The organism is Rhodococcus sp. NPDC060090, assembly GCF_042729855.1.
Taxonomy (GTDB): Bacteria; Actinomycetota; Actinomycetes; order Mycobacteriales; family Mycobacteriaceae; genus Rhodococcus.
On the sequence record NZ_JBHWXB010000001.1, the window covers coordinates 13,424 to 26,516 of the forward strand.

Annotated in this window: 10 protein-coding genes; 9 read left to right on the forward strand and 1 reads right to left on the reverse strand. The window is 65.7% G+C overall.

From position 1 onward, the window contains the following. The first annotated feature begins 92 nt into the window (after positions 1-92). The 9 genes from urtA to atzF all read left to right on the forward strand — a co-directional run bounded on the left by urtA (position 93) and on the right by atzF (position 11,737). Positions 93-1,361 (forward strand): urea ABC transporter substrate-binding protein, encoded by a 1,269-nt coding sequence (gene urtA, locus ACFWCF_RS00060; RefSeq protein WP_378555727.1) that lies wholly within the window; start codon positions 93-95, stop codon positions 1,359-1,361. A 30-nt stretch (positions 1,362-1,391) separates the two neighbouring features. After that, positions 1,392-2,276: an urea ABC transporter permease subunit UrtB gene (gene urtB / locus ACFWCF_RS00065; RefSeq protein WP_378555729.1), complete on the forward strand. Its 885-nt coding sequence runs from the start codon at positions 1,392-1,394 to the stop codon at positions 2,274-2,276. Beyond that, positions 2,276-3,400: an urea ABC transporter permease subunit UrtC gene (gene urtC / locus ACFWCF_RS00070; protein WP_378555731.1), complete on the forward strand. Its 1,125-nt coding sequence runs from the start codon at positions 2,276-2,278 to the stop codon at positions 3,398-3,400. The genes urtB and urtC overlap by 1 nt, the downstream gene beginning before the upstream one ends. Further along, positions 3,397-4,179: an urea ABC transporter ATP-binding protein UrtD gene (gene urtD / locus ACFWCF_RS00075; RefSeq protein WP_378555734.1), complete on the forward strand. Its 783-nt coding sequence runs from the start codon at positions 3,397-3,399 to the stop codon at positions 4,177-4,179. Before urtC ends, urtD begins: the two co-directional genes overlap by 4 nt. A gap of 1 nt (position 4,180) precedes the next feature. Beyond that, positions 4,181-4,873, forward strand: coding sequence for an urea ABC transporter ATP-binding subunit UrtE (gene urtE / locus ACFWCF_RS00080; protein WP_378555736.1), 693 nt, complete (start codon positions 4,181-4,183; stop codon positions 4,871-4,873). Continuing rightward, a complete protein-coding gene (locus tag ACFWCF_RS00085) occupies positions 4,873-5,559 on the forward strand; it encodes a GntR family transcriptional regulator (RefSeq protein WP_378555738.1) in 687 nt (228 codons plus the stop codon). Before urtE ends, ACFWCF_RS00085 begins: the two co-directional genes overlap by 1 nt. A 67-nt stretch (positions 5,560-5,626) precedes the next feature. Further along, positions 5,627-6,166, forward strand: coding sequence for a carboxymuconolactone decarboxylase family protein (locus ACFWCF_RS00090; protein WP_378555740.1), 540 nt, complete (start codon positions 5,627-5,629; stop codon positions 6,164-6,166). Positions 6,167-6,413: 247 nt separating this feature from the next. Then, positions 6,414-10,022: an urea carboxylase gene (gene uca, locus ACFWCF_RS00095; protein WP_378555742.1), complete on the forward strand. Its 3,609-nt coding sequence runs from the start codon at positions 6,414-6,416 to the stop codon at positions 10,020-10,022. Beyond that, positions 10,019-11,737, forward strand: coding sequence for an allophanate hydrolase (atzF, locus tag ACFWCF_RS00100; RefSeq protein ID WP_378555744.1), 1,719 nt, complete (start codon positions 10,019-10,021; stop codon positions 11,735-11,737). Before uca ends, atzF begins: the two co-directional genes overlap by 4 nt. A 64-nt stretch (positions 11,738-11,801) precedes the next feature. Here the strand turns inward: atzF and ACFWCF_RS00105 are convergent, their stop codons facing one another. Next, positions 11,802-13,034 carry a DUF222 domain-containing protein gene (locus ACFWCF_RS00105; RefSeq protein WP_378555746.1) on the reverse strand — a complete coding sequence of 411 codons (1,233 nt, stop codon included), beginning with the start codon at positions 13,032-13,034 and terminating at the stop codon, positions 11,802-11,804. Positions 13,035-13,093 lie beyond the last annotated feature (59 nt).

Below are 13,093 nucleotides of genomic sequence, written 5' to 3' on the forward strand. Positions count from 1 at the left end.
GACACTCCGGCGCAATAACTCCGGCCTATCGTATGGATCCACGGATACAGCGCTGTATACGCCGCCCGGTCCCCTTCCACGAAGGACACCCCATGACAGTTGCCCGATCCAAGTTCGCCACGAGCGCCGCAGCGCTGGTCGCTGTCGGACTCACACTCACCGCGTGCGGAAGCAAGGCCGGTGACACCTCCGACAGAGATGCATCCGCCTCTGCGTCGGCGTCGTGCGTCGACACCGCAGGCGACAGCATCAAGGTCGGCTCCTTGAACTCGCTGTCCGGCACCATGGCGATCTCCGAGGTCACCGTGCGTGATTCGATCGCCCTGGCCGTCGAGCAGATCAATGCCGACGGTGGGGTACTCGGCAAGCAGATCCGGATCGTCGCGGAAGACGGCGCCTCCGAGCCCACCGTGTTTGCGGAGAAGGCGGAGAAGCTCATCAGCTCCGACTGTGTCGCAGCAGTGTTCGGCGGATGGACGTCGTCGAGCCGTAAGGCCATGCTGCCGGTGTTCGAAGACCGGAATTCGCTGCTGTACTACCCCGTCCAGTACGAAGGCCTCGAGTCGTCGTCGAACATCTTCTACACCGGGGCGACAACCAACCAACAGATCGTCCCCGCACTCGACTACCTGAAGGAGCAGGGCGTGAAGTCCCTGTACCTCGTGGGCAGCGACTACGTGTTCCCGCAGACCGCGAACCGGATCATCCGCGCCTACGCCGATGCGAACGGCATCGAGATCAAGGGTGAGGACTACACCCCGCTCGGCTCGACCGACTTCTCCACCATCGTCAACAAGGTTCGCACCGCCGACGCCGATGCCGTATTCAACACGCTCAACGGCGATTCCAACGTCGCGTTCTTCCGCGAGTACACGAACGCCGGCATCACGGCCGCCGACATGCCCGTCGTGTCGGTCTCGATCGCCGAAGAAGAGGTCGTGGGTATCGGCGCGCAGAACATCGAGGGCCAGCTCACCGCCTGGAACTACTACCAGACCGTCGATTCACCCGAGAACACCTCGTTCGTCGAGGAATACAAGGCGAAGTACGGTGACGCGAAACCGACGTCCGACCCCATGGAAGCCGCCTACACCTCGGTATTCCTGTGGAAGAACACCGTTGAGAAGGCCGGATCGTTCGATGTCGCGGCGATTCAGGAAGCGGCCGACGGGGTGAGTTTCGAAGCACCCGAAGGCACCGTCACGATCGACGGCGACAACCACCACATCACCAAGACCGCCCGCATCGGTGAGATCCGCGGCGACGGCTTGATCTACACGATCTGGGAGTCCGACGGACCGGTCGATCCCGATCCGTACCTCGAGACCTACGACTGGGCCGCGTCCCTCTCCGGGAACTGACCGGTACCACCGTCGACGAGGAGTACCGACATGGATATTGTTGCAGGACAGTTGTTCACAGGATTGAGTATCGGTTCGATCCTACTGCTGGCAGCACTGGGGCTGTCGCTGACGTTCGGTCAGATGGGCGTCATCAACATGGCCCACGGCGAATTCATCATGGCCGGTAGTTACACCGCTTTCGTGGTGCAACAGGTGATCTCGTCCGCCGGCGTCTCACTGTTCGTGTCTCTCCTCGCCGGTTTCCTCGTCGGCGGTGCACTCGGTGTCCTTCTGGAGGTCACCCTCATCAGGCGGATGTACCACCGCCCCCTGGACACGCTGCTCGTCACATTCGGCGTCGGCCTGCTCCTCCAGCAGCTCGCCCGCGACATCTTCGGCGCACCGGCCGTCAACGTCGTTGCACCGGAGTGGCTTTCCGGCGGCGTCGAGATCCTCGGAGCGGTGGTCCCGAAAACCCGCCTGTTCATCCTCGTACTCGCCACCGTGTGCGTGATCGCCCTGATCACTGCGATGAAGTACACACCGATGGGACGACGGATCCGCGCGGTCGTGCAGAACCGCGATCTCGCGGAGACGGTGGGGATCTCGTCCCGCCGCACCGACCTGACCACCTTCTTCCTCGGCTCCGGGCTCGCGGGCCTCGCCGGGGTAGCACTGACGCTCATCGGGTCGACGAGCCCGACGATCGGGTCTGCCTATCTGATCGACGCGTTCCTCGTCGTCGTCATCGGCGGTCTCGGCCGTATCGAAGGTGCCGTCATCGCCGCAATCGCCCTCGGTCTGCTCAACTCGTTCATCGAATACTCGACCACCGCCTCGATCGCGAAGGTGATCGTGTTCGTACTCATCGTGATCTTCCTCCAGGCCCGCCCGCAGGGCCTGTTCGCGGTCAAGACAAGGAGCCTGGTCTGATGTTGATGACCTTCCACGCCCGCGACCTCACCCGACCCGGACCCTTGCGCACAGCCGCCGGATTCGCTCTCGCCGCACTGATGCTGTTCGGCGTCGCTCCCGCAGTACTGTCCGACTTCCGGCTCGGACTGCTCGGCAAGTTCCTGTGCTTCGCGATCGTGGCCGTGGGCATCGGACTCGCGTGGGGCCGCGGCGGCATGCTCACCCTCGGACAGGGCGTGTTCTTCGGTCTCGGCGCCTACATCATGGCGATGCATCTGAAGATGGCCGACGCCGAACTCCGCGGCGACACCGTCCCCGACTTCATGCAGATCGCAGGCATCCGCGAACTACCCGCATACTGGGTGCCGTTCTCCTCGCCGCTGGTGACCATCCTTGCGATCGCGTTGCTCCCGGCCTTCGTCGCCCTGGTGCTGGGTCTCGGCGTCTTCAAGCGTCGCGTCAAGGGTGCCTACTTCGCGATCCTGTCGCAGGCCCTCGCCGCAGCCTTCGCCATCCTGCTCATCGGGCAGCAGTCCACCGGAGGATCCAACGGTCTCAATCGTTTCCGGAGTTTCTTCGGGTTCGACCTGTCGGATTCCGTCAACAAGCGGATGCTGTTCTTCATCGTTGCCGCGATCCTGCTGCTCGTCGTCGCCGCGACCCGCCAGCTCATGCAGTCTCGCTACGGCGAACTGCTCGTTGCCGTCCGCGACCAGGAGGAACGCGTCCGGTTTCTCGGATACGACCCCGCCAACATCAAAGTGGTGGCCTACACCGTCGCCGCGTTCTTCGCCGGCATCGCAGGTGCGATGTTCGTGCCCATCGTCGGCATCATCTCCCCCGCAGACGTCGGAATCGTCCCCTCGATCGCGTTCCTCATCGGTGTCGCCATCGGCGGTCGCACCACCCTGCTCGGCCCCGTTCTCGGCGCGATCGGTGTCGCATGGGCCCAGACCACCCTGTCGGAGAGCTTCCCGTCCGCCTGGACGTATGCACAGGCCCTGTTGTTCATCGTCGTCATCGGTTTCTTCCCCGCGGGCATCGCCGGGCTCGCCAAGCTCCGCCGACGTCGCGCGAAGACGAATTCCACCGACGATCCGACGACGTCCTCGTCCGAACCAGAATTGGAGCCGGCCCGATGAGTGCACCCGAATACGGCGGCAACGCAGGTATGTCCGCCGAGTATCTCGAAATACGTGATCTGCGTGTCGAATTCGACGGGTTCACCGCCGTCGACGGCGTCGATCTGACACTGTTCCAGGGCGACCTGCGGTTCCTCATCGGCCCCAACGGTGCCGGCAAGACGACACTCGTCGACGCTGTCACCGGTCTCGTCCCCGCAACCGGATCGGTCACCAGATCCGGTGTCGAACTGCTCGGCAAGAAGACCCACAAGATCGCGCGTCTCGGCGTCGGCCGCACCTTCCAGACCGCGTCGGTGTTCGAGGAACTGTCGGTGCTGCAGAATCTCGACATCGCCGCCGGCGCCGGCCGCTCACCATGGCAGCTGCTCCGCCGACGCAAGGATGTACTCCCCGAGATCGAGCAGGCCCTCGAGACTATCGGTTTGACCGCGCACCGGGACACACCCGCGGGGATCCTCGCCCACGGCCAGAAGCAGTGGCTCGAGATCGGGATGCTGCTCGTGCAGAACGCCGACGTGCTGCTCCTCGACGAACCCGTCGCCGGCATGAGCGGCGATGAACGCGAAGAGACCGGGCACTTGCTCCGCCGGATCGGCGCGCAGCGCACCGTGGTGGTCGTCGAACACGACATGGACTTCATGCGCGCGTTCGCGACCTCGGTGACGGTGCTCGCCCGCGGCAAGGTCATCGCCGACGGCACCGTCGAGGAAGTACAGAACAATCCGCAGGTCCAGGAGGTCTACCTCGGGACCACCGCTGCAGTACAGGAGGCGTGAGATGCTCGAACTCGTCGATGTGCGCATCGCATACGGGCGCACCGAGATCATCCACGGTGTCTCCCTCGACGTACCCCGGGACGGTGTCGTCGCCGTGATGGGTCACAACGGCGCAGGCAAGACCACGCTTCTGCGTGCAGCGGTCGGATTGCTGCCCGTCACGGGAGGAAAGATCCTCTTCGACGGCGAGGACATCACCGGACTGCGCCCCGCCGCCCGTGTCGCACGCGGACTCGCCTATGTGCCGCAGGGCCAGCAGTCGTTCGGCCAGCTCACCTGCGCCGAGAACCTGCAGGTCGTCGCCGACGGACGCAAGAACGGCAAGAAGCTGATCGCCGACATGCTCGATCTCTTCCCCGCGCTCGTCCCCCTCCTCGACCGACGCGCCGGTCTGCTGTCCGGTGGTCAGCGACAACAACTCGCGATCGCGCGGGCACTCATCACCGAACCGCGCATGCTCATCCTCGACGAACCCACCGAAGGCATCCAGCCGTCCGTCGTCGCAGAGATCGAGAACACCATCGTCGAACTCAGCCGCTCCGGGGAACTCGGGGTGCTGCTCGTCGAACAGCACATCGGATTCGCCCTCGACAACGCCCTGCGCTATTACGTCGTCGAATCCGGCCGCGTCACCTCCACCGGCGACGGCGGCGCCGACGCAGCACACACCGTCCGCGAAGCCATGGCGATCTGATGCCGACCGGCACACACCGCGACCGGGTGTATCGGGCGTTGCGCGACGACCTGATGTCCGGCAGCCTCGCGGCCGACGAACGCCTCGGCGAGGAAAGACTCGCCGATCGCTACGCCGTGTCGCGCACACCGGTGCGGGAAGCATTGGCCAGGCTGGTCTCCGACGGCCTCGTGGAGCGTCGCACCAGTGGCCTGTTCCCGTATCGCCCGCGCTTCGACGACCTCGCCGACCTGTACGAACTGCGCATCACCCTCGAACTGCACGGGATTCGTCGCGCACTCGAAAACCCGACGATCCGTCACGATCCCGCCGTCCTCGGCCCGGAACTCGAACGCTGGTACCTGCTGCGCAGCAGCCCACCCGCCCCCGACGCCGGTTTCGTCGAGCTCGACGAGCAGTATCACCTGGCGGTACTCGCGTCGTCCGGCAACCGCGCGCTGCGCGACGCACTCGTCACAGTGAACGGCAAGGTCCGGCCGGTGCGAATGTTCGACTACCTGACTCCGGACCGCATGACAGCGACCATCGACGAGCACATCGCGGTCGCCGAACTGCTGCTCGACGGCAAACTCGACGACGCGCACCGGGTACTTCTCGGCCACATCGACACATCCCGGGACGTCGTGATCAGGCGCGCAGAGGAAGCCCGTGCAATGGCGCGCTTCGCGCAGGCGCTCCGTGACTGAGAGTAGGTGGGAATGACGGGCACGTGTCGCGCGTGACTGACGGCCGCCTCTCATGCACACTACGACCGTGACGCCACGAATCCGGCCCGGACGGCTGAAGGAACTCGGCCCGATCAACTGGGTTGTGTGGAAGGCCCTGTCGCGCGCCGCAGGCACACCCGACGCGCACCTGTTCAGCACACTCGGCCGATCGGGTCGCTTGTTCCGCGGTTGGCTGCACTACTCGGGCATGCTCATGCCGTTCGGCAAGCTGAGCAGATTCGAAGCCGAGATGGTCATTCTGCGTGTGGCCCACCTTCGCCGCTGCGACTACGAATTCGATCACCACACGCGTCTCGGCCGTCGCGCCGGGATCCACGACGAGATCCGCGAACGGATCGTCACCGGACCGTCGGCTGATGGCCTGAGCCGACGTCAGCGCGCGCTCCTGACCGCGGTCGACGAGCTGATCGGCACTCGCAACCTCACCGACGAGACGTGGACGGCGCTCGCGGAGTTCTTCGACGATCGACGCATGATCGAGTTCTGTCTCCTGGTCACGCAATACGACGGTCTCGCCACCACCATCGGTGTGCTTCGTCTCGACCGCGACTTCGGCAACGAATAACGCTCCTGTCTTCTTTCGATGTGCCGGCTTCTTTCGACGTGCCGGCCGCTTCCGGCATCGAGTACTCCCCCTGCACCAGCGGTGACAGCTCTTCCTAACCGACGCTTTACCGCAGGAAACCGGGACGAAACACCGGGCCCATAGCGTATACAGCAGTGTCCACAACGACGGATACAGCAGCGGCACATTCATTTCCGCGCTGTGCCTTGTGGCCGTTGTTCGCCCGCCCACTTCGAAGGAGCACGCCGTGGCATTCGGATTCGACACCCTTCTCGTCGCGAATCGCGGTGAAATCGCGTGCCGCATCATGCGCACCGCGCATCTGATGGGATTGAAGACCGTGGCGGTGTATTCGGATGCCGATGCGTCCGCTGCACATGTCGAAGCGGCAGACATGGCCGTGCGTCTCGGTCCGGCGCCCGCCGCAGAGTCGTATCTTCGCGCCGACCTCGTGATCGAGGCGGCACTCACCTCCGGAGCAGGCGCAATTCACCCCGGTTACGGATTCCTCTCCGAGAACACCGAGTTCGCGGTCGCGTGTGAAGCCGCCGGGATCGCGTTCGTCGGCCCGACCGCTGACCAGTTGCGTGTATTCGGCGACAAGCACACAGCACGTGAGGCAGCACGCGCCGTGGGGGTCCCCCTCGTTGCCGGAAGCGGCCTGCTCGGTTCTGTCGACGAGGCTCTCGCCGCAGCGGACGACATCGGATACCCGGTGATGCTCAAAGCCGTCGGCGGCGGCGGTGGTATCGGCATGCAGGCCTGTCACGGCCCCGACGACCTGCGCGAGGCGTACGACAGGGTTCTGCGGCTCGCGTCGGCGAACTTCTCGTCGTCGGGTGTCTTCCTCGAACGGTTCATCGCCCACGCCCGCCACGTCGAAGTCCAGGTGTTCGGCGACGGTCTGGGCCGCACCGTCAGCCTCGGCACGCGTGATTGCTCGCTGCAGCGACGCAACCAGAAGGTCGTCGAGGAGGCCCCCGCACCGAACCTGCCCGACGAGATCGTCGAGCAGATGCTCTCGTCGTCGCGGGCTCTCGCGTCGTCGGTGCAGTACCGCTCGGCAGGCACCGTCGAGTTCGTGTACGACACCTCGCGCGGCGAGGTGTCGTTTCTCGAGATGAACACTCGTCTGCAGGTGGAGCATCCGGTCACCGAAGAGGTGACCGGCGTGGACCTCGTCGAATGGATGCTGCGTCTCGCCGGCGGTGAGACCACCTTGCTCGACGCGGTGCCCGATTCGGGACCCGAGATCACCGGCCACGCCGTGGAGGCCCGCGTGTACGCGGAGGATCCCGGCCGGGACTACCGGCCCAGTTCCGGCCTGCTCACACACGTCGAGTTCCCCGCCCACACCCGCATCGAGACGTGGGTCGACACCGGCACCGAGATCAGCTCGTTCTACGACCCGATGATCGCGAAGGTGATCGTGCGCGGCGAATCCCGCCGCACCGCGTTCGCAGGGCTGGCAGAGGCGCTCGACGACACCGATATCTACGGGGTCCAGACGAACCTGGCTCTGCTGCAGACGATCTGCGCGGATCCGTCCGTCCTGTCCGCCGAGCACACCACCGCCACCCTCGCCGGCATCCCCGGCACCCGCCGACGTATCGACGTCCTGCGCGCAGGCACCATGACCACCATCCAGGATTTCCCGGGCCGAACGGGGTTGTGGAAAGTCGGAATTCCCCCGTCCGGGCCGATGGACGATCTGTCGCTGCGCACTGCGAACATCGCGGTCGGCAACGCCGAAGGCACCGCCGCGATCGAATGTACGCTCCAGGGACCACGATTGAGCTTCTCCGATTCCACGGTCGTGTGCGTCACCGGAGCACCCACGAACATCACGCTCGACGGCGAGCCCATATCGATGTGGGAGCCCATCGAGGTGCCCGCCGGCGGGGAGCTCGACATCGGAACTCCGGCCGACGTGGGGCTGCGCACCTACGTGGCGGTACGCGGCGGACTCGACGTGCCACTCTTTCACGGCAGCGCATCCACGTTCACGCTCGGCGGTTTCGGCGGGCTCACGGGCGCGGCGATCGCTACCGGCGATGTCCTCGGCCTCGCCGACGCCGACGCCGACACCGACCCGGCCCCCGTACCCGACGATCAGCGACCCGAATTCGGTCATACCTGGCATCTCGCGGTGACCGAGGGCCCGCAGCCCGCACCCGCCTATTTCACTCCCGAGGACATGGCGCAGTTCTACGACGAGACGTGGACCGTGCAGACCCACGCCAACCGCACCGGTATCCGGTTGGACGGCCCCAAGCCGACGTGGTCGCGCACCGACGGCGGCGACGCCGGGCTGCACCCGTCGAACCTGCACGACAACCCGTACAGCGTCGGGGCCCTCAACGTCTCCGGCGACACACCGATCCTCCTGGGCCCCGACGGCCCGAGCCTCGGCGGTTTCGCGTGCCCACTGACCGTGGTGTCGGGACATCGCTGGAAGCTCGGCCAGATCCGCCCAGGCGACTCCATTCGGTTCGTGCCTGTCTCCGACGAGGACGCCGTCGCCCTCCGCCACGGTGCGATCCGCGCCGTCGATGTGCCACCGATCGCTGCGCGTACGACGCTGGACGGCGGGCGCCTCGGCCACTTCGCAACGATGCTCGACCGACCCGAGGTGGCGTACCTGCGCGGCGGCGACGACAACATCCTTGTCGAGTACGGCGAGATGACCCTCGACCTCGGCCTGCGGATGCGCGTCCATGCCTTGTCCGAAGCACTGGCCGCGACGCACGTGCCCGGCATCATCGACGTCACCCCGGGTGTACGGTCGCTGCACCTCCACTTCGACCCCGACATCCTCCCCCAGTACCGGCTGCTCGGTGTGCTCCAGGATCTCGAAGTCGAACTGCCCGCGACCCACGATCTGGTGGTGCCCAGCCGCACGGTCCGGCTCCCGCTCTCGTTCGACGACCCGTCGATCTCCGAGGCACTGTCGCGGTATCGCAGCGGGGTGCGCGACGAAGCCCCGTGGCTTCCGTCCAACATCGAATTCATCCGTCGCATCAACGGTCTCGACTCCGTGGACGAGGTCCGCGACACCGTGTTCGATGCCGAATATCTCGTCCTCGGCCTCGGCGACGTGTATCTCGGTGCGCCTCTTGCTGTTCCGCTCGATCCGCGTCATCGACTCGTGACCACCAAGTACAACCCGGCCCGGACGTGGACACCGTCGGATGCCGTGGGTATCGGCGGTAAGTACCTCTGCGTCTACGGGATGGAATCGCCCGGCGGCTACCAACTGGTCGGTCGCACAGTGCCGATCTGGTCCGGTTACCGGCAGACCGGACCGTTCGAGGACGGTAAGCCCTGGCTGTTCCGATTCTTCGACCGCATCGTGTGGGAGCCCGTCTCCCCCGAACAACTACTCGAGTACCGGGCCGCGTCGAAGGCCGGGCGGTTCGACGCCGACATCGCGGAGGGAACATTCGCTCTCGCAGACCATCTCCGGTTCCTGGAGAACAACGCCGAGTCCATCGCCGAGTTCGACGCGAAGCAGTCCGCCGCCTTCGAGATCGAGAAGAAGGCGTGGCACGACTCCGGCGAGTTCGACCGCGTCGAGGCCGCACCTGTCGAGGTCTCCACCACAGCCGACCCACTGGCCGGGATGCCGGACGGTTCCACCGTCGTCGAGGCGTCTCTCGTCGGTAACGTGTGGCGCGTCGAGGTGACCGCAGGGCAGTTCGTCGACGCCGACACCACTGCCGTGATCCTCGAGGCGATGAAACTCGAAATGCCGGTCCGCAGCGAACGGGCCGGAACAGTCCTGAAGGTGCTCGTCGCTCCGGGCGCGAAGGTAGCGCCGGGCACCCCCCTTCTCGTGATCGGACCTGTCGAATGACCACCGATGTCGTCACTTCCACCGCGACCGCGACCGACCGCGCACGACGTGCACTGAGCCGTATCGAGGAGGTCGACCGCCCCGAGGTGTGGATCACGTTGCGCGACGCGACCGACATCCTCGCCGACGCCGCCGCCGTCGACGCACGTGTCGCGGCGGGCGAGACGCTTCCGCTCGCGGGGTTCGTGGTCGCGGTCAAGGACAACGTGGATGTAGCCGGCTTGCCGACCACCGCGGGCTGCCCCGAGTTCGCATACACACCCCAGACGACGGCGTCGGGGGTCTCCCGCCTGATCGACGCGGGAGCGGTGGTTCTCGGGAAAACCAATCTCGACCAGTTCGCGACCGGTCTCGTGGGAACCCGCAGTCCGTACGGCGCCGTGCGCTGCGCGTGGGATCCCGAACGGATCTCCGGCGGATCGAGTTCGGGTTCCGCCGCTGCCGTCGGCCTCGGTATCGCCGACATCGGAATCGGCACCGACACAGCAGGATCCGGTCGCGTCCCCGCCGCTCTGCACGGCATCGTCGGCATCAAGGCCACGCTCGGGGTGATTCCTACGCACGGAGTGGTGCCCGCGTGCGTCGACTACGACTGCCTCACCGTGCTCGCGGAGTCTCTCGACCTCGCAACGAAGGCTGCTGCGGTGATGGCGGCACCGGACGAACGCGATCCGCGCAGTCGCACATGGCCCACCGACGTACGACTCGCCGCTCCCGCACAGATCCGGCTCGCCGTGCCTCGACCGGAGGATCTCACCGCGCTGTGCGCCGAGTACCGCGACGCATTCGATGCGACCGTGGCCGAAGCCCGCCGGTCGGGCATCGGGATCACCGAGGTCGACATCTCCCCGCTCCTCGACGCCGCAACCCTGTTGTACGACGGGGCGCTGGTCGCCGAACGCTACGCGGCCGTCGGCACATTCCTCGACACCGAGCGGGCAGGCGCAGATCCCACCGTCGCAGCGATCGTCGCGTCGGCACAGAAACCGGCTGCGCACGAACTCGTGACCGACCTCGATTCTCTGGTCCACACGCGGGCATACGCGCGCGCGGTGCTCGAGGGCTTCGACGGTCTCCTGCTACCCACCACCACGGAGCATCCGACAATCGCTGCGGTGCAGGCCGACCCGGTGGAAATCAACCGCAGGATGGGTACCTACACCAATTTCTGCAATCTGCTCGACATGGCTGCGGTCGCGGTGCCTGGTGTGCCCACGCCGGAGGGGCATCCGTTCGGTGTGATGGCGGTCGTGCCCGCGTTCGACGATCAGGTGGCCGTGGACATCGCGGCGCGTCTCACCGGTGTCGAGGCACCACGGTTCGTCGACTCCGGCGTCGAGCTCGCGGTGTTCGGAGCACACCTGCTGGGCCAGCCGTTGCATTTCCAGCTCGAGGACCTCGGTGCCCGCTTCTCCGAGCAGGTGTATACCTCTGACGCGTACCGGCTGATGGCACTGAACACCACACCACCCAAGCCGGGCCTGGTGCGGCACCGCCCAGGCGAGGGCGCGTCGATCGTCGGCGAATTGTTCCGTGTATCCGAAGCCGGTCTCGGCCGGTTCCTCGCGGCTCTGCCCGCCCCGATGACACTGACGAGCGTCGAACTGGCGGACGGCCGCTGGGTGGTCGGATTCGGGTGCACCCAGGATGCATCCGCGGACGGCGCGGACATCACCGAGTTCGGCGGCTGGGTGGAGTACCTGCGAATGGCCTGAGCGCACTCGCCGTTGCCAGGGCACACGGGTGCCCTGGTGACGGTGGCTGGAGATGTTCGGTGGGTCAGGCGACCAGGTCCGGTCGGTTTCCCGGGATCGGTGTCCGGAACAGATCGACACTCGCGGGTGGAATGAACTGCGGCCGCCGCTCTTCCGTGATTTCCACGTGCCAGTCTGTGTGGTGCATCAACCTGTGGTGATGTCCGCATAACATCACCAGATTGTCGAGGTCGGTGTCGCCGCCGTCGACCCAATGATGAATATGGTGCGCAGCCGCCCACGCGGGCGGTGTCGAACACCCGGGGAAGGCGCATCCGCCGTCTCGGACCGCTAGCGCGCGTCGCTGCTCCCTGCTTGCGGTGCGGCGGGTCTGCCCGTGTGCGAGCGGTACGCCGTGTTCGTCGAGCAGGATCCGGGTGACCTGACAATCGCAGGCGAGTATCCGGGCGGCGTCGATCGACAATGGGCCCGCCCAGGGCTCGGTCGCATACCCGTGCTCGGGACTGTTCGTGAACAGTTCTTTCACCGCAGTGTTCGTCGTCAGATCTTTGATGGAGGCGGTGACCGTGACGTGCGGCTTCACCCCGCCCTCGACCGGGACGAGGCCGGCGGCTTCGACGAACTGCAACAGTTGATCGAACGCATCGGCGGTGCGTTTCGACGCCGGCCGATCGTCTTTGACACCGTTGACTTCAGGCCTCGGCGCGGAAAGTGGGGAGAGGAGATGCCGCAGGCGGGCACCGGTGACGGCGTCGAACTCGCCTGTGATGACGACCCGGCCGTGCCAGGTGGTGGAGACGAACAGTTCGTTGCGTGAGGAGTCTTCGCCCGGTGGTGGTCCGTCGCCGGTGTTGTAGAGATGTTCGAGTCGGCGGATCACGGCCCGGACGGTCGCTTTCGTGGCGACCTTGTCGGAGGCGTGCTCGATAAGGATGGTGCGGGCTTTCTCGAAGTCGCAGGGGTTCATGGTGCGGGGGTAGTGCTGGCAGAAGTAGGCGATCTGCCGTGCCTTCTCCGCATCCAACAGACCGGATGAATATGCTTCGCGTACTTCCGGTTCCAGTCGCAGTAGCCGTGCCAGTGTTTCGATGCGGTGGCATTCACCGAGTTCGAGGTGGGTGGCGGCGGCGAGCCAGTGGGCCGGGCTGCGGTGGCCGTGTTCGCGGGCGGTGTCGCGTTCGATCATCGCGATCATCAGGTCGACGCGGTGTACCTGCCAGGTATGGATTTCGGCGGAGACGGCGAGCGTCTCGGCCATGCGTTGTGTGTTGTCGAGTTTCCAGAGGTCCCCACCCATGATCGAATTCTATAGAACACATATTCGCATGACAAGGGATTGTCGAACATTGATTCGAG

Bases quoted from the DNA above. Each gene is read 5' to 3' on its own strand.
- ACFWCF_RS00085 (WP_378555738.1), top strand. From the start codon at position 4,873: ATGCCGACCGGCACACACCGCGACCGGGTGTATCGGGCGTTGCGCGAC.
- atzF (WP_378555744.1), top strand. From the start codon at position 10,019: ATGACCACCGATGTCGTCACTTCCACCGCGACCGCGACCGACCGCGCA.
- urtE (WP_378555736.1), top strand. From the start codon at position 4,181: ATGCTCGAACTCGTCGATGTGCGCATCGCATACGGGCGCACCGAGATC.
- ACFWCF_RS00105 (WP_378555746.1), bottom strand. From the start codon at position 13,034: ATGGGTGGGGACCTCTGGAAACTCGACAACACACAACGCATGGCCGAG.
- urtD (WP_378555734.1), top strand. From the start codon at position 3,397: ATGAGTGCACCCGAATACGGCGGCAACGCAGGTATGTCCGCCGAGTAT.
- urtA (WP_378555727.1), top strand. From the start codon at position 93: ATGACAGTTGCCCGATCCAAGTTCGCCACGAGCGCCGCAGCGCTGGTC.
- urtB (WP_378555729.1), top strand. From the start codon at position 1,392: ATGGATATTGTTGCAGGACAGTTGTTCACAGGATTGAGTATCGGTTCG.
- urtC (WP_378555731.1), top strand. From the start codon at position 2,276: ATGTTGATGACCTTCCACGCCCGCGACCTCACCCGACCCGGACCCTTG.